Origin of the sequence: Pseudomonas sp., assembly GCF_049653025.1 — a bacterium.
Classification (GTDB): Bacteria; Pseudomonadota; Gammaproteobacteria; order Pseudomonadales; family Pseudomonadaceae; genus Aquipseudomonas.
The window spans coordinates 97,089-112,661 of sequence record NZ_JBASFM010000023.1; the positions used below are offsets into that span (position 1 = coordinate 97,089).

The following is a 15,573-nucleotide window of genomic DNA, read 5'->3' on the forward strand; positions in this document are numbered from 1 at the left end:
CTCGCCTCAGGCGATTTTGAACAACTGCTCGAAATTCGAGATCGCCAGGATCTTGCGCACATCGGGGTTGCAGTTGAGCAGGCGGATCTGCGCACTGTCGCCACCGGCATGGTCGCGCAGCAGCAACAGCATGCCCAGCGCGGAGCTATCCAGGTAGGTGGTGTCCTTGAGGTCTACGACGTAACTCTTGGGCGTACTGTTGACGCGCTCGTAGGCGTTGCGAAATTCCTGGTGAGCGCCGAAATCAAAGCGTCCCTGTATCAAGATGGTCAGCTCTTGCCCGTCGGTCGAGGGCAGCGAGGTGATTGCCATGAATTACTCCTATCAACGAAAAGGCCAGCGCGCACCCGCGGGTGCGTCTGGCTGCATGTTATGCATGATCAAGATGTAGCATCGCAATGCGCATGCGGCAACTCTCGCATGGCCAGTGCAGCCCGCCAATCGGCGCTGTTTTGCCCAATTATCTGAGTGCCGCCGCCGCACAGGCCGCTAGAACTGGGAGTCGCGCCCGGACAAGCGCTGCGACAGCTCATCAAGAAGTTTCTGCTCGCGCTTGTCCTCGGCCATGCGCGCCTCATCCTGATAGCGTTTGACCAGCTTGCGCAGCCCCTCCAGACGGGCGTAGCGCTGCTGCCAGACGTCACGCACCCTGTCCATATTGGCGCGATGCCAATCAACGCTGCCGCGCTGCTGGCCGATGGCGGTTTCCAGCTGAGTGAGGAAGCGCTGATAGTTCATCAGCCACTGCCCGGATACCCCGCGCTGGCCTTCGTTGATCCACTGCTGCTGGTAGTCGCCGCGGTAACGTTCGAGGTCGCCAAGCTGCACTTCGGCCTGGCGCAGCAAACCCTGAGCATGGCCCAACTGCATGGCGGCCTCACGCTCGGCACGCTCGGCCATGTCGATGACCGGAGCCAGGCGCGCGGCGCGGCTTTGCGCCATGGCTTACGCGCCTGCTGCAGCAGGGTTGAAGGTCGCGGCCAACTGCGCGCTACTGTTTTCCAGGCTTTCGTTATCCTGCAGGTTCTGCCGCAGGTACTTGACCATGGCCGGCTGGCGGGCGATGGCCAGGTCGGTGTCGGCATCGCCGCCCGGCACATAGGCACCGACACTGATCAGGTCGCGGCTCTGCTGATAACGCGACCACAGTTGCTTGAAGCGCTGGGCCAGGCGCATGTGTTCGGCGCTGACCACCTGCGGCATCACCCGGCTGATCGAGGCTTCGATGTCGATGGCCGGGTAATGACCTTCCTCGGCCAGCCGCCGCGACAGCACGATATGGCCGTCGAGCACGCCACGGGCGGCGTCGGCGATCGGGTCCTGCTGGTCGTCGCCTTCGCTGAGCACGGTATAGAACGCGGTAATCGAACCACCGCCCTTCTCGGCATTGCCGGCGCGCTCGACCAGCTTGGGCAAGCGGGCAAATACCGACGGCGGATAACCCTTGGTCGCCGGTGGCTCGCCAATGGCCAGGGCAATCTCGCGCTGAGCCTGGGCGAAACGGGTCAAGGAATCCATCAGCAACAAGACGTTCTTGCCCTTGTCGCGGAAGTATTCGGCGATGCGCGTGCAGTACATGGCCGCGCGCAGACGCATCAGCGGCGCATCATCGGCCGGCGAGGCCACCACCACCGAGCGCTTGAGGCCCTCGTGGCCGAGGATCTCGTCGATAAATTCTTTTACTTCGCGGCCCCGCTCGCCGATCAGCCCGACCACGATGATGTCGGCCTCGGTAAAGCGCGTCATCATGCCGAGCAGCACCGACTTACCCACACCGGTACCGGCAAACAGGCCGAGACGCTGACCACGGCCAACGGTCAGCAGGCCGTTGATCGAACGGATGCCGACATCCAGCGGTTCGCTGATCGGGTGGCGGTTGAGCGGATTGATCGCCGGACCATCCATCGGCACCCAATCCTCGGCCTTCATCCCGCCCTTGCCATCCAGGGCGCGGCCGGTACCGTCGAGCACCCGGCCGAGCATCGACATGCCCATGGGCAAGCGCCCGGTGTCTGGCAGCGGCACCACGCGGGCTCCCGGGGCAATGCCGGCCAGGCTGCCGACTGGCATGAGGAAGATCTTGCCGTTGGAAAAACCCATTACCTCGGCCTCGACCTGCACTGGGTGATAGCTGTCGTCGTTGATTACCAGGCAGCGGCTGCCCAGTGCGGCGCGCAGGCCTTCGGCTTCCAGGGTGAGGCCGACCATGCGCAGCAAGCGCCCTTCGACCTGCGGCTGGCTGGGTAGCTGTACGGCGTCGGTATAGCCGGCCAGGCGCTTGGCGAAGCTGACGCGATCAAGGCGCATCAGGGCTCGCCTGACTATCTAACTGGGGAGCATCCAGATCAGTGTGCAAATCGGCTTCCAGCGGGTGTACCGACTGCTCGCGCTGTTGCTCGAACAACTGCTTGATCGCCTGATTCAGGCGGGTTTCCACGGTAGCGTCGATGCGGCTGAGTTCACTTTCCACCCGGCAACCGCCTGGCAACAAGGACGCGTCTTCAAGAATCCGCCAGCTTTCCTCGTGGCGCTCACGCAGGGCCTTGATCATCTCGAAATCTTGCGGATTGAGGTGAATGCGAATGTTGCCAGTGCCCATCGGCAGCAGCTTGAGCGCCTCGCTGAGCACCTGACGAATCTGGCTGGAATCGCTGACCAGCTCGCGCTGGATCACCTGACGCACCATCTGCCCGAGCAGGCCGACCATGGCTTCTTCGAGCTGCTGGTCTTGCTCGGCAATCGGCTCGAATAGCTGCGTCATCAGTTGCTCAAGCCCGGCCAGCTTGGCGGCCAAGGCCATGTCAGCTTCCTGCTTGGCCTTCAACTGGCCGGCGTGGAAGCCGTCTTTCTCGCCGGTGGCAAAACCTTCGTTGTAGGCGTCCTGACGGATCGCCTCCAGCTCGTCCAACGTCAAAGGCTTGACGTCTTCCAGCGCAACCTCTTCGCTCTCGCTGTGCGCCTGCTCAGCCGCTTCGGCCTGCTGTGCGGCGCTCTGCGTTTCGGGCGACGGCTCTGGTTCGGGGACTTCCGGGTCGAAGCTGGGCAGCGTCCACAGGTCGACGTCCTTGAGATCCTTGGCGCGAATCAGCTCGCTGGGCGCTTCCTTGGTCGACATGGCTTAGACCATCTCCTCGCCGCCTTTGCCACCGAGGACAATTTCCCCGGCCTCGGCCATGCGCCGGGCAATGGTGAGGATTTCCTTCTGCGCGGTTTCCACGTCGCTGACGCGCACTGGGCCCTTGGCTTCGAGGTCGTCGCGCAGCAGTTCGGCGGCACGTTTGGACATGTTCTTGAAGACCTTTTCCTTGATCGCTTCGTCCGCGCCCTTGAGCGCCAGCACCAGCACGTCCGACGACACCTCGCGCAGCAGCGCCTGGATGCCACGGTCGTCGACATCGGCGAGGTTGTCGAAGACGAACATCAGGTCTTCGATCTGGCTGGACAGGTCTTCGTCGACTTCGCGGATGGAGTCCATCAGCTGGCCTTCGACCGAGCTGTCGAGGAAGTTCATGATATCGGCGGCACGCTTGACCCCGCCAAGTGCCGCGCGGGTGGTATTGGAGCTGCCAGAGAACTGCTTCTCGAGAATCAGGTTGAGTTCTTTGAGCGCCGCCGGCTGCACGGTATTCAGCGAGGACACGCGCAAGACGATATCCAGGCGCACCTTGTGGTCGAAATGACCAAGCACTTCACCGGCCTGGTCGGGGTCGAGGTAGGCCACGACGATGGCCTGAATCTGCGGGTGCTCGTAGCGGATCACATCGGCCACGGCGCGCGGCTCCATCCACTTCAGGCTGTCCAGGCCGCTGGTGCTGCCGCCTAGAAGGATACGGTCGATCAGGTTGCCGGCTTTGTCTTCGCCCAGGGCGGCGGTGAGCATCTTGCGGATATAGCCGTCGGCACCGACGCCCACGCTGGTCTGATCGCCGACGATGTCGACGAACTCGCCCATCACCTGCTCGACCTGCTCGCGCTGCACGTTGCGCATGCCGGCCATGGCCACGCCGACCCGCTGCACTTCCTTCGGTCCGAGGTGACGCAGCACCTGGGCCGCATCGGTTTCGCCAAGCGACAGCAGGAGAATCGCAGCCTTGTCGACCTTGCTCAATTTAGCGGGGGTTCGATTCTCACTCATCGGCGTTAATCCACTCTTTCACAACCTGGGCTACGCGGCCCGGGTCTTCGGCGACCAGGCCCTTGATGGCGTTCAATTGTGCATCATACCCCTCACTCGGGCTGGGCAGGAGGATGCTTTGCGGGCCGCCCAGGCTGACCCGGTCTTCGGCCAGATCACCGCCCAGAGCGCCCATTTCACCCAGTTCGACATCGCCGTCGCGGCCACCACCCTGGCCCCTGCCGCCACCGGTAATGTTCTTCATCACCGGGCGCAACACGAACCACACCAGAATAAAGATCAGCAGCGCCGGCAGCAGTTGCTTCAACCCGCCCATGGCCATCAAGAACAGCTCATGCTGGTACCAGGGCAGCGCTACCAGCTCTTCGCCCAGCTCATCGGAGAACGGCGTATTGATCACGCTGACACTGTCGCCACGGCTGGCGTCGAAGCCCACCGAGTCCTGCACCAGACGGGTAAAGCGCGCCAGGTCATCACTGCTCCACGGCACGCGGGTGGTTTCACCGCTGGCCGCATCGACCTTAACCTGATCGTCCACCACCACCGCCACCGACAACCGACGCAGACGGCCCTGTTGCTGCTTGGTGTAGCTGATGGAGCGGTCCAGCTCAAAGTTGCGGGTGGATTGTTCGCGCTTGTCCGCCGGATAAGGTGCGAGCATGGCCAGGCCAGTGGCCGGGTCGATGATCTGCGCGCCGTTGGCATCCAGCAGCGGCTGTCCCGGAGCCACTGGCCCCGCTACTTCTGCGCCAGCCGCGCCGCCGGCCTGCTCAGGAGCGCTGGCCGCACCGGGTGGCTGGTTGCTCAGCGCGCCCGGCACGCCTTGCGGTGGCAGGCTGCTGCTGCGTTGTTCGTTGACCGACTGCTCGCTGCGCAGTGCCGGTTGATCCGGGTTGAACATTTCCGAGGTGGATTCCACCGCGCTGAAATCCACATCCGCCGACACTTCGGCCTTGTAGCGACCGGAGCCCAGCACCGGTTGCAGAATATTGTGCACGCGCTGGGTAAACAGGCTTTCCATGCGGCGGCTGTAATCGAACTGCTTGCCGGCCATGGTCAGTTCGGACATTTCCTGAATATCCGAGAGCAGGTTGCCCTTCTGGTCGACCACGGTGACCTGGGCCTTGTCCATTTCCGGCACGCTGCTGGCCACCAGATTGACGATCGCCATCACCTGGCTCGGCTCCAGGCCACGCCCCGAGTACAGCTCGACCAGCACCGAGGCGCTGGGCTTGCGTTCATCACGGACAAATACCGAACTCTTCGGAATGGCCAGGTGCACCCGTGCGGACTTGACGTTGTTCAGGCTGGAAACCGTGCGCGCCAGCTCGCCTTCCAGGCCGCGGCGGTAGCGTGTGGCTTCCATAAACTGGCTGGTGCCCAGGCCTTGCTCCTGATCGAGAATCTCGAAGCCGACGCTGTTGTCCGTCGGCGACACGCCAGCGGCAGCCAGGCGCATGCGCGCGCGGGCCAGGTCATCGGCCTTGACCAGCAGGGCACCGGAATTAGGCTCTACGGTGTATTTGATGTCGGCGGCGGACAGCGTCTCCATCACCTGGGACGCATCCATGCCGTCGAGGCTGCCATACAGCGGCTGATAATCCGGCTGCTGCGACCACAGCACCACAGCGAAACCCAAGGCGACACTGGCCGCCAAACCGACCAGCAGGCCGATCTGGCGCAGCATCGACATGTCGGCGAGGTTTTCCAGAAAACTCAGGCCGAACAGCGGTTTCTTCGAATCATCACCGCCGGTGGTGGCGGGTACGTTTGCAACGACGGCTTCAGCCATGATTCAGCCCTACCCTTAAACCGGCATCTGCATGATGTCTTGATAAGCCTGAACCAGCTTGTTGCGCACCTGGGTCATGGCTTGAAAGGACACACTGGCTTTCTGCGAAGCGATCATCACGTCAGTCAAATCCACGCCGCTATTGCCCATTTCAAAGGCTGTAGCCAGCTGATTGGAGGCCTGTTGGGTTTCGTTGACCTTGCCCACCGCCTGGCCGAGCATCTCGGAAAAGCTTGGCGCGCCGGCCTCGGCCGGGGCAGCGACAGGCTTTTGACGCGCCATGGCATCGGCCTGCATGGAGCGCATTTCCAACATCAAGCGATTGAATTCAATACCCTGGCTCATCACATCCTCCGCTGGCCGCGTTTTTTTGTGGCGTGCTGTCCGTAGCGGCCACCCTTCGGGTCGTCGCTACGCGACGGCAAAAATGGCTCCCGGCCATTTTTTGACGCTTCGCGGCGTTTGCAGAGGTATTGCAACAAGGGTGCCAGCTTATCGGGCTGGCTCTCAGCGCCTATTTACGCGCTTGCGAGCGGATATACAGCGCTTCGACCTTCTCCCGCGCCCAGGGCGTCTTGCGCAGGAAGGTCAGGCTGGACTTGATGCTCGGGTCGCTCTTGAAACAGCGGATATCGATCCGCTCGGCCAGGCCGTCCCAGCCGTACTGCGCAACCAGGGCAGTGAGGATGGCTTCGAGCGTAACGCCATGCAGCGGATTTTTCGGTGATTGGGTCATGCAGAACCTGTACGGACAACAGTAGGGAGAAAACTGCCGCCACCTTAGCCAAACCCGCGGCCAATCGAAAGCGCGGCAAAGTGCCTGAGGTTTTACGACTGAAATAAAAAAGCCGGCCCAACACCTGAAGGTGGGGCCGGCGAAGCACTATCGGGTCGCACGCACACAGCTGCGGAGCAGGTCCGCGCGGCAACTGAGCGACCAGTCAGCTGCCGTCAAGCATCAGGTGCAGCTCAGGCTGCCTGATATTCCTTCTCGGCCTCGTCGAAACGCTTGAGCATGCTGGCCGACGGTGCCGGGCCAAGCAGGCTGAACACCACGATACCGATGGTGGCGAAGATAAAGCCCGGGATGATTTCGTACAGGCCCAGGTGACCGAGGAAGTTCTTCCACAGGATCACGGTGAACGCGCCGATCAGCATGCCAGCCAGCGCGCCGTTGCGGCTCATGCGCTTCCATACCAGCGAGAGGATCACCACCGGGCCGAAGGCGGCACCGAAGCCTGCCCAGGCATAGGACACCAGGCCCAGTACGCGGTTTTCCGGATTGGACGCCAACAGGATGGCGACAACTGCAATCAGCAGCACCATGCCACGGCCGACCCAAACCAGTTCAAGCTGGCTGGCGTTCTTGCGCAGGAAGGCTTTGTAGAAGTCTTCGGTCAGGGCGCTGGAGCATACCAGCAGCTGGCAGCTCAGGGTGCTCATCACCGCGGCGAGAATGGCAGACAGCAGGATGCCGGCGATCCATGGGTTGAACAGCAGCTTGGACAGCTCGATAAACACCCGCTCCGGGTTCTCGGTAACCGGGCCAGCGAGGTCCGGGTTAGCCGAGAAGTAGGCAATGCCGAAGAAGCCGACAGCCACCGCGCCGCCCAGGCACAGGATCATCCAGGTCATGGAGATACGACGGGCCGCCGGGATCGACTTCACCGAATCAGCCGCCATAAAGCGCGCCAGGATGTGCGGCTGACCGAAGTAGCCCAGACCCCAGGCCATCAGCGAGATCACGCCAACAAAGGTCGCGCCCTTGAGCATGTCGAAGTTGGTGGCGTCTTTCAGCTCGATGGCAGCGAAGGTGGTATCGGCACCGCCGGTGGCAATCATCACGATCACTGGCGTGAGGATCAGGGCGAAGATCATCAGCGTGGCCTGCACCGTGTCAGTCCAGCTCACCGCGAGGAAGCCACCGATAAAGGTGTAGGCGATGGTCGCTGCGGCACCGGCCCACAGGGCGGTTTCGTAGGACAGACCGAAGGTGCTTTCGAACAAACGGGCACCGGCCACCACGCCCGAAGCGCAGTAGATGGTGAAGAACACCAGGATCACCAGGGCGGAGAAGATACGCAGCACGCGGCTGCTGTCTTCGAAGCGGTTGGTGAAGTAATCCGGCAGGGTCAGGGCGTTGCCGTTGTGCTCGGTCTGCACACGCAGACGGCCGGCGACGAACAGCCAGTTGAGGTAGGCACCGACGATCAGGCCGATGGCAATCCAGCCCTCGGACAGGCCGGACATATAGACCGCACCTGGCAGGCCCATCAGCAACCAGCCGCTCATGTCGGACGCGCCAGCAGACAGCGCGGTGACGAAGCTGCCGAGGCTGCGACCGCCAAGGATGTAATCGGAAAGGTTCTTGGTGCGCATGTAGGCGAACAGGCCGATCAACACCATGGCTGCGATGTACACCACGAAGGTGACAAGCATTGGAGTACTAGCTGTCATTGGGGAACTCCCCTCTCGTTTGTTGTTATACGGCAACGGGGATAGACCCGCGCCCTGTTTGGCAAACCACGCCCGCTTATGGCGAACGTTTATATGGCAATGCGCCTCTCTGAATACCCGCCAGGCAAGCCGCAATACCCCTTGCAGCGCCCACTTCAGCCGAGCCGCATTACCACTTTCGGGGTTTCAAACACCCCAATTTCGGCAGCTGTTAGTAATAGGTCTAGCTCAACTACGCCAGCCTGCCGCGACAACCTGCGGACGAAAACCGGCGCACTGCGCGAGTGAAGGACGGAATTTAGTGGCAGAGGCATGACAGCTTCTTGCGAAAAGCTCTGGAGTTTTTGCAAAAACCTCCAGCCACGGGAACTTCCCGTAAACAATCGTTTAAGCCCACACCCCGATCACGCGGCGCACGGCCATCCATCATCGGCAACGCGTAATGCCTGGCGGCGACCTAGACTGCAGACAAACAAGCTGGAGGTGTGTGTGTTACAGAGCGAGGCATCCGATTACTCAATCTACCGCCGCGTCGTCTCGCAGTTGATGCAGGGCCAGGAGCAACTGCCCAGCCTGCCGACCATCACCCTGGATATTCGCCGCGCCCTGGGCAACCCTGACGTTTCGCTCGGTGCTCTGGTGCGCCTGATCGGCCGCGACCCGGCGCTCAGCGCGATGCTGATGAAACACGCCTCCAGCGCGCTGTACCGGCACACCTGCGCGCCGAAGACCCTGCATGAAGTGATCAGCCTGCTCGGCATGGCCGAGGTCGACCGCATCACCATGCTGCACAGCATCAAGAGCCTGTTCACCCTGCACAGCCCGGCGCACAAGCGCCTGTTTATCGAGGCCTGGGAACGCCTGGTGGTCAAGGCCAGCACCTGCGCCATGCTGGCGCGCTTGCTCGGCCAGGTGACGCCTGAGCATGCACTGCTGGCCAGCCTGCTCAGCGAGGTCGGCACCCTCGCCGTGCTGTCAGCGTTCAAGGACGAAAGCGTGATCCCCTCCAGCGATCTGTATTACAAGCTGTGCCGCGAATACAGCAAATCACTCGGCGTCATCGTGCTGAAGAAGTGGTCGGTGGATAACGAGTACATCGACATCATTCGCGACACCGGCAACTGGCAGTGCAGCCCGGGCGCGCGCCTGCAGTTGCTGGACCTGGTCAACCTGGCGCTCTACCACGCCCTCAAGGAACGCAACCCGCTGGCCGACCTGCCGCCGTTACAGGAGCTCGCGGCCTACCAGAAGCTGCTGCCTCCACAGGACTTTATCGGCGAAAACGGCGAGCTCAGCCTGGTGATCACCCATCGCGCCGACATCCTCGCGATTGCCCAGACCTTGCGTTAACGGTCAATCACCTGCGCGCGCATCGGCGCAAGGCGCGCCAGCAGGCGGTTCTGCGCGGGGATGGCAACGCCTTCGGTGGTCATCGCATCCTGCAGGTTTTCCACCAGGGCATTGAAGTCGCTGGGGGTCAGGTGCTGGCCCTTGTGGCTTTCTTCCATGCTGTCGCCGGTGTAGGTACACGGGCCGCCAGCCTCGACGCAGATCTGCTCCACCAGCTTGTCGCGCAGACGCACGATGTCGATTTTCTCGAAATGCCGAACGATGCGCGGGTCGGCGGCGATGTTCAGCAACATGCCTTCGACGATCCGGGTAATCCCCGCTTGCTCACCCAGGTCGCGGTACAGGCTGTCATTTTTCGGCGGCTGCTGGGCGCAAGCAGCCAGGGTCAAAACTACAGCCAGCAACAGACTGCGCATGCCTAGAAACTCCCCTGCACGGACAGGTAGACACCGTCCTGATTATCCAGCGTGGCGATCTCGCCGAGGCGCGCATAGGCCAACACCACGGCCAGATGCTTGTTGGGGAAATAACCGAGAAACAGATCAGCCCAGTCGCTTTCACCGGCGAAGCTGAGGTTGTCCGGCTTCTCGCGGTACTCCACCCCCAGCGCCCAGCGCGGGTTGAACAGCACGGCCACGGAGCCTTCCTTGAGTACCGAGTGGCGATCGCGGCGATCACCGCCAAAGCCGAGCAACCCCAACTCGTTGGCGCGGCTATAACGCAGGCCGCCATTGAGCAGTAGGTTGTAGCCAAACGCGCCGCCAAGAATCAGCCGGCTGGCGTTGATATAGCCCTCGGTGTCTTCACTGCGCTGCGCGCCCACCAAGCTGGGGATGAGGAAATCCTTCTGCCGTTTGTGCTGAATACCCAATGACACCTGCGGCAACTGGTCGTAGATCAGGTCACCAAACAGGCGCACCTTGAGGCCGAAAACATCCTGGCTCAGGCTGTTTTCCGGCAAGTTCAGGCCGCGCGCCAGGTTGCCCAGATCAAAGCGCTGGCGCGCATAGGACAGCTCCACACGGTTATCGAAAGACGCCGCCAGCCCAGCCACATCCAGGCGGTAGTCGCCGGTTTCCACCCGCGTGGCAAATGCACTCGCGCCCCACTCGCCGCGCTCGCCATAACCGGCCAGCACCGCCCAGGGGGTAATCCCGCCACCGGCGGCCCCTTCGAGGCTGCTGGCACCACCAGTGGCCAACAAGCGGCCGTCGGCACAGGCCAGGTTTGCCAGCAGCGCCAGCGGCAGAACGACAAGGCGTGACAGAGAGCTCATAGGCTTAATGCACCAAAGGTTGTGGCGACAGGTTGCGTTGCGCCATCCAGGCCTCGAAGGCCTTGGCCGCCAGCGGCCGGCTGATCAGGTAACCCTGCGCGGTGTCGCAGTGCCAATGGCCGAGCAACTGCAGGCTGCGCTCGAACTCGACACCCTCGGCTACCACCTTGAGACCTAGGCTGTGGCTCATCTCGATGGTCGAACGGACGATCACCGAATCCTCGCTGGCGTCGTCCAGGTCGCGGATAAACGACTGATCGATCTTCAATTCCTGCACCGGCATGCGTTTGAGCTGGGTCAGTGAAGAATAGCCGGTGCCGAAATCGTCCACCGACAGACTGATGCCATGCGCACGCAGGTCGTGCAGAACTTGCAGGGCAACCTCGGGATTGAGCATCACCCCGCTCTCGGTGATCTCGAAGATCAGCTGCTCAGGCGGTACCTGGTACTCAGTCAGCAGCTTGCCGACCCGCACCGGCAACTGCGGGTCGATCAGGTCCTCGGTGGAGATATTCAGCGACACCTGCACACGCAGGCCGCGTCCGGCCCACTCGCGTAACTGGCGCAACACCTCTTCGATCACCCAGGCGGTCAGCAACTGGATACTGCCGGTGCGCTCGGCCAGGGGAATAAATTCACCCGGCGAGACCATGCCCAATTCTGGGTGCTGCCAGCGCAACAGGGCTTCCGCCTGGCGCACCTGGCCGCCGGCGATATCCAGTTTGGGTTGATAGTGCAGCAGCAACTCGGCCTTGCTAGGGGCATGGCGCAGGTCACGAATCAGCCGTACCTGGCGCTGGCGGGCATCGTCGCGGCCGCGTTGGTAGATCTGCAGGCGGCTGGCCAGACCGGCGGCGTCCTGCATGGCAATCATCGCGCGGCGCAACAGCTCTTCCGGGGCATTGCCATCCACCGGGTAGGAGGCGATGCCGAAGCGGCAATCCAGGGCGATGTCCTGAACCCCCACGCGAAAGGGCTTGAACAGCAATTGCTGAACCTTGTCGGCAATGCCGACGCCGGTATCGCTGTCGGTGTTTTCCAGCACCAGGAGAAACTCATCAGCGATGATTCGCGCCAGCGTATCGCCCGGGCGCAACACCGCTTGCAGGCGGCGGCTGAGCTGCTGCATGGCCAAGTCGCCAGCGTCCGGGCCGTAGCTGTCATTGACCGCGCGGCAGTTGCCGATGCCCAGGTACAGCAAGGCCGTGGTGCGCCCCGCCGTGATCGCACTGCCCAGACGCTCCAGCGCCAATGTACGGTTGGGCAGACCGGTCAGGCCATCGTGCAGGGCGTTGTGTGCCAGCTGCTTCTCGCGCTCGGCAATCCCCTGCTGCATGGCCTTGAAGGCCTTGGCCAGTTGCCCTAATTCGTCAGTGCGCTCAAGCGTCAACGCCACCTGATAATCCCCTTGCCCTACCCGTTCGGCTACGGCGGCCAGTTGTTGCACCGGCTGCGACACCGTACGCGCCAGCAGCAATGCGCCGCCCAACGAGGCCGTAAGAGCCACCAGGGCGATCAGCAGAATGTCCCGGTCGAGCGGCGCAAACGCCTGCTGCGCCTGGCTCAGTGACTTATGCAACAACGCCTGCACCTGGAAGCCATCGCCGCTGGCGAGCACCAGGGTCTGCTCCAGATAACGCTCGCTGCCCACCATCCGCACGGCATCCGCCGCCGCTTCTGGCATGGCTTCTTGCAGCTGCGCGCGTTGAGCGGGCGCTAGGGTGCTGATCCAGATATCCGCCGCGCCCTCCTGGGCCGCCAGCAGGGTCAGGTCCAGGTGGGTCAGCTCACGCAATTCGGCGGCAAACGCATCGTCAACCTGAAAGCCCATCATCACCTGGGCAATCGGCAAGGGCGCGGTGACCGTGGCCTGCACCAGCAGGTAGATCGTGTCGGCAATCGGCATCAGGAAAATCTGCACACCCTCGCGCTGACGCAGCAGCGCGAGGGCACTCAAGCGCTGCGCGGTTGGCCCGCTGATCTGCCGGTCGGTACTGACTTTCAGGCTGCCGTCCAGCCCCAGCAGCATCACCGCACCGGCATTGATCCGCGCGCCGTGATTGGCCAGGGCCGAACGAATGGTCTCGGTGTCGCCACTGGCCACCGCATCCTTGAAGCCAAAATCCGCGGCCAGCACCTGCACCGCATCGTGCAACTGCCGTCCACGCACATCGAGCAACTGCTGAAACACCAGGCTGCCGACCTCCAGCTGCTCGCGCGCCTGGCTGCGCACTGCGGCGCTGGTGGCGGCCTGCACGGCGACATAGAGCGCACCGATGACCACCAATAGCAGCAGCACCAGGACCCCGGCGATACGCGCCTGAAAGCTATTGCGCAGCATCGCGGGCCTTCTTGAAGGCTTCACCGAAGGCGCTAACCGGGGCGCTGGGGGCCGTCGGCTGGTTCGCGCCCTGCATGGCGAGGGTGAAGCGCTGCTGCACGGCGGCCTCGCTCAGCTGCAACTCGCCAGCGGCTTGCGGCAGCATGTCCGGTGCCTGCGGGTGCCACAGGCTGACGCTGTATTTGCCTGCCGGCAGCTGCGCCAGGTTGATCCGGCCCTGCTCGTCGCTGACGGCAAACCAGGGGTCATCAGTGACGTAGATATAGCCCACCATCCAGTCATGAATATTGCAGCCAAGCACCACCACACCTGGGGTTTCGAAGGTCACCGGCTCGCTCGGCGTGCCTTGGTACAGGCGCAACTCGAAGCGCTTGGCCGGGGAAAAGGAGTAGACGTGATGGCGAATGTTGTCGCTGTTAGGGAAAGACACCGCCGTACCGCTGCGTACCACCAGCACATTGGGCGCGAACTGCTTGGCGCGCTGATCCATCAACGACAACTCGGGCGCGGGCGGCGGACCCGACGGGCCGCGCAGGCTGAGCACGGCATTGGCCAGGGGCCGGCCCTGGCTATCGAGTAATTCGGCTTGCAGGCTGGCCGCGCCGAGCGGCGCGCTGAACAGAGCTGCGCACGACAACAGCAGTGACCACACAACGGGTAGAGGCAGCAGCTGATTCATCAAGACAACTCACACTCAGGGCCACGCTGATTATGAACAGCATCCTTGCACGCGCAGACTTTAGCGCCGGGTGTGCCACAGCTTAGTCGGCCCGGTGGATAAGATCACGTTTCGAGCATTACGGCAGAAGCCGTTTTGCCGTCCGTACGATCTGCCAGATACAGCCGACTGAGGCGCTATTGCGCCCCACGCAAGCGTTTGGGGGTCAGGCCGAGATAGCGGCGCATGGCGGTGGTCAAGGCGCTCTGGCTGGAGAAGCCGCACTCTTCGGCAATCCGGATCAGCGGCAGTCCGCTTTCGCGCAATAGCCGCGCGGCACGATCGAGGCGGGTTTTCAGCAGGTACTGATGCGGCGTCAGGCCGACATGGTCCTTGAACTGCGCATGAAAATGGCTGGGGCTGAGGCAGGCGACCTGGGCCAGCTCGGCAACACTGATGCGCCGCGCCAGGTGTTCGATGATGTAGCGGTCGAGCCGCTCCAGGTTCAGCGCACCGAGCGCCCGGGCGTGCTGTTCACCGAACAGGCGCAGGTGCAAGGCCCGCAGCAGCACGCCACCGAGCGCCCGCGCCAGTAATGGATCGCTGCCATAGCGCTCGAGTTCGGCACCGGCATAGCTCAGCAGGTTCTGGAAGTCGGCATCGAGTTGCGGATAACGCGGGGTTTCAAACAGGCGGGTGAGCAGCGCCAGGTCTTCGCCGGAGGTGCCCTGCTCATTCAGGTCGATGATCAGCATGCGGTTGTCGCCCATGCCGGCGAACTGGTGATCGGCATCGCCCGGCACCAGGCAGGCACGCATGCGGCAGACCTCGCCACCCCGGCCATTGACCTCAAACTCGGCGCGCCCAGCCAGCGACAACACCAGCTGGTGATGGTCGTGGGTGTGTTCATGGGCTTGATCATCGAGACGAATCAGGCGCGCGGCGAGCATCGAAGGTGCAACCCCGAATAAGAAAGGTGCAACTTTACCCCTTTAGCCGCTAAAACTGCAGCCCGCACGACAAGTGGCCCAACTCATTCAAGCCACAAAGCGGTTGCACCCAAACAACTGCACCGCCCCCCGGTTAGCCCGGCTTATCAGGAACCGCTATGCTGGCATAGCCTTGATCATTGCCAGGAACTCACCATGCATGCCCCCCGCCTGATACTCGCTCTCAGCCTGGCCCTGCTCAGTGCCTGCGCGCAAAAACCCACCAGCGTGACCCTGCTGCAGAACCAGCAGAGCAAATGCCCACTGGAGCTGAGCACCGGCCAGCAATTTATTCTGCGTCTGCCCAGCAACCCCACCACCGGTTTCCGCTGGCTGTTGCGCGACAGCGCCCCGCAAGTGCTGCAAAGCCTTGGCCCGGAGGTCTACACCAATCCGGAAGACGCCGGCGTGGTCGGCAGCGCGGGCATTTCCACCTGGCGCTTCCAGGTTGCGCAAGCCGGTGAAGGCCGCCTGGCCCTGACCTACGAACGGCCCTGGGAAGTCGGCGTGGCTCCGGCGCAGCGCTTCGACTGCCTGGTCAAGGCCCACTAACACGGCGCGAAATGCTGCCTGAA

Annotated in this window: 16 protein-coding genes; 2 read left to right on the forward strand and 14 right to left on the reverse strand. The window is 62.8% G+C overall.

Annotation, left to right across the window (positions count from 1 at the left end; all coding sequences use genetic code 11):
• Positions 1-6 precede the first annotated feature (6 nt).
• The 9 genes from WBK23_RS18665 to putP form a co-directional block, all read right to left on the reverse strand.
• Positions 7-312, reverse strand: coding sequence for an STAS domain-containing protein (locus tag WBK23_RS18665; RefSeq protein ID WP_424485421.1), 306 nt, complete (start codon positions 310-312; stop codon positions 7-9).
• 177 nt (positions 313-489) lie between these two features.
• Positions 490-942 carry a flagellar export protein FliJ gene (gene fliJ, locus WBK23_RS18670; RefSeq protein ID WP_424485422.1) on the reverse strand — a complete coding sequence of 151 codons (453 nt, stop codon included), beginning with the start codon at positions 940-942 and terminating at the stop codon, positions 490-492.
• Positions 943-945: 3 nt separating this feature from the next.
• Positions 946-2,307 carry a flagellar protein export ATPase FliI gene (fliI, locus tag WBK23_RS18675; protein ID WP_424485423.1) on the reverse strand — a complete coding sequence of 454 codons (1,362 nt, stop codon included), beginning with the start codon at positions 2,305-2,307 and terminating at the stop codon, positions 946-948.
• Entirely contained in the window at positions 2,297-3,115 is an 819-nt protein-coding gene (gene fliH / locus WBK23_RS18680; protein WP_424485424.1) for a flagellar assembly protein FliH, read from the reverse strand. The genes fliI and fliH overlap by 11 nt, the downstream gene beginning before the upstream one ends.
• Positions 3,116-3,118: 3 nt before the next feature.
• Complete coding sequence (gene fliG / locus WBK23_RS18685; protein ID WP_424485425.1) at positions 3,119-4,135, reverse strand: flagellar motor switch protein FliG; 1,017 nt, start codon at positions 4,133-4,135, stop codon at positions 3,119-3,121.
• The gene (gene fliF, locus WBK23_RS18690) at positions 4,128-5,927 is read right to left on the reverse strand and encodes a flagellar basal-body MS-ring/collar protein FliF (RefSeq protein ID WP_424485426.1); all 1,800 of its coding nucleotides are present in this window, start codon (positions 5,925-5,927) and stop codon (positions 4,128-4,130) included. The genes fliG and fliF overlap by 8 nt, the downstream gene beginning before the upstream one ends.
• A gap of 15 nt (positions 5,928-5,942) precedes the next feature.
• Positions 5,943-6,272, reverse strand: coding sequence for a flagellar hook-basal body complex protein FliE (gene fliE / locus WBK23_RS18695; RefSeq protein WP_424485427.1), 330 nt, complete (start codon positions 6,270-6,272; stop codon positions 5,943-5,945).
• Positions 6,273-6,441: 169 nt separating this feature from the next.
• Complete coding sequence (locus WBK23_RS18700) at positions 6,442-6,663, reverse strand: VF530 family DNA-binding protein (RefSeq protein WP_424485428.1); 222 nt, start codon at positions 6,661-6,663, stop codon at positions 6,442-6,444.
• Between the two features lie 233 nt (positions 6,664-6,896).
• Positions 6,897-8,384: a sodium/proline symporter PutP gene (gene putP / locus WBK23_RS18705; protein ID WP_424485429.1), complete on the reverse strand. Its 1,488-nt coding sequence runs from the start codon at positions 8,382-8,384 to the stop codon at positions 6,897-6,899.
• 489 nt (positions 8,385-8,873) lie between these two features.
• Between putP and WBK23_RS18710 the strand changes: the two genes are divergently transcribed.
• Positions 8,874-9,734 (forward strand): HDOD domain-containing protein, encoded by an 861-nt coding sequence (locus WBK23_RS18710; protein WP_424485430.1) that lies wholly within the window; start codon positions 8,874-8,876, stop codon positions 9,732-9,734.
• Here the strand turns inward: WBK23_RS18710 and WBK23_RS18715 are convergent.
• The 5 genes from WBK23_RS18715 to WBK23_RS18735 form a co-directional block, all read right to left on the reverse strand.
• Positions 9,731-10,150 carry a group I truncated hemoglobin gene (locus WBK23_RS18715; protein WP_424485431.1) on the reverse strand — a complete coding sequence of 140 codons (420 nt, stop codon included), beginning with the start codon at positions 10,148-10,150 and terminating at the stop codon, positions 9,731-9,733. The two genes, WBK23_RS18710 and WBK23_RS18715, sit on opposite strands and share 4 nt — an antisense overlap.
• Positions 10,151-10,152: 2 nt before the next feature.
• Positions 10,153-11,010, reverse strand: coding sequence for a DUF3034 family protein (locus tag WBK23_RS18720; RefSeq protein ID WP_424485432.1), 858 nt, complete (start codon positions 11,008-11,010; stop codon positions 10,153-10,155).
• Between the two features lie 4 nt (positions 11,011-11,014).
• The gene (locus tag WBK23_RS18725) at positions 11,015-13,351 is read right to left on the reverse strand and encodes a putative bifunctional diguanylate cyclase/phosphodiesterase (protein WP_424485433.1); all 2,337 of its coding nucleotides are present in this window, start codon (positions 13,349-13,351) and stop codon (positions 11,015-11,017) included.
• Complete coding sequence (locus WBK23_RS18730; protein WP_424485434.1) at positions 13,338-14,030, reverse strand: methylamine utilization protein; 693 nt, start codon at positions 14,028-14,030, stop codon at positions 13,338-13,340. The genes WBK23_RS18725 and WBK23_RS18730 overlap by 14 nt, the downstream gene beginning before the upstream one ends.
• 176 nt (positions 14,031-14,206) lie before the next feature.
• Positions 14,207-14,959 carry an AraC family transcriptional regulator gene (locus WBK23_RS18735; protein ID WP_424485435.1) on the reverse strand — a complete coding sequence of 251 codons (753 nt, stop codon included), beginning with the start codon at positions 14,957-14,959 and terminating at the stop codon, positions 14,207-14,209.
• Between the two features lie 195 nt (positions 14,960-15,154).
• On the opposite strand from WBK23_RS18735, the gene WBK23_RS18740 reads away from it, so the two are divergent.
• The gene (locus tag WBK23_RS18740) at positions 15,155-15,550 is read left to right on the forward strand and encodes a protease inhibitor I42 family protein (RefSeq protein ID WP_424485436.1); all 396 of its coding nucleotides are present in this window, start codon (positions 15,155-15,157) and stop codon (positions 15,548-15,550) included.
• The last annotated feature ends 23 nt before the right edge of the window (positions 15,551-15,573 follow it).

Excerpts from the sequence above, each read along its gene's own strand:
- WBK23_RS18665 (WP_424485421.1), bottom strand. The coding sequence starts at position 312 with ATGGCAATCACCTCGCTGCCCTCGACCGACGGGCAAGAGCTGACCATC.
- fliJ (WP_424485422.1), bottom strand. The coding sequence starts at position 942 with ATGGCGCAAAGCCGCGCCGCGCGCCTGGCTCCGGTCATCGACATGGCC.
- fliI (WP_424485423.1), bottom strand. The coding sequence starts at position 2,307 with ATGCGCCTTGATCGCGTCAGCTTCGCCAAGCGCCTGGCCGGCTATACC.
- fliH (WP_424485424.1), bottom strand. The coding sequence starts at position 3,115 with ATGTCGACCAAGGAAGCGCCCAGCGAGCTGATTCGCGCCAAGGATCTC.
- fliG (WP_424485425.1), bottom strand. The coding sequence starts at position 4,135 with ATGAGTGAGAATCGAACCCCCGCTAAATTGAGCAAGGTCGACAAGGCT.
- fliF (WP_424485426.1), bottom strand. The coding sequence starts at position 5,927 with ATGGCTGAAGCCGTCGTTGCAAACGTACCCGCCACCACCGGCGGTGAT.
- fliE (WP_424485427.1), bottom strand. The coding sequence starts at position 6,272 with ATGAGCCAGGGTATTGAATTCAATCGCTTGATGTTGGAAATGCGCTCC.
- WBK23_RS18700 (WP_424485428.1), bottom strand. The coding sequence starts at position 6,663 with ATGACCCAATCACCGAAAAATCCGCTGCATGGCGTTACGCTCGAAGCC.
- putP (WP_424485429.1), bottom strand. The coding sequence starts at position 8,384 with ATGACAGCTAGTACTCCAATGCTTGTCACCTTCGTGGTGTACATCGCA.
- WBK23_RS18715 (WP_424485431.1), bottom strand. The coding sequence starts at position 10,150 with ATGCGCAGTCTGTTGCTGGCTGTAGTTTTGACCCTGGCTGCTTGCGCC.
- WBK23_RS18720 (WP_424485432.1), bottom strand. The coding sequence starts at position 11,010 with ATGAGCTCTCTGTCACGCCTTGTCGTTCTGCCGCTGGCGCTGCTGGCA.
- WBK23_RS18725 (WP_424485433.1), bottom strand. The coding sequence starts at position 13,351 with ATGCTGCGCAATAGCTTTCAGGCGCGTATCGCCGGGGTCCTGGTGCTG.
- WBK23_RS18730 (WP_424485434.1), bottom strand. The coding sequence starts at position 14,030 with ATGAATCAGCTGCTGCCTCTACCCGTTGTGTGGTCACTGCTGTTGTCG.
- WBK23_RS18735 (WP_424485435.1), bottom strand. The coding sequence starts at position 14,959 with ATGCTCGCCGCGCGCCTGATTCGTCTCGATGATCAAGCCCATGAACAC.
- WBK23_RS18740 (WP_424485436.1), top strand. The coding sequence starts at position 15,155 with ATGCATGCCCCCCGCCTGATACTCGCTCTCAGCCTGGCCCTGCTCAGT.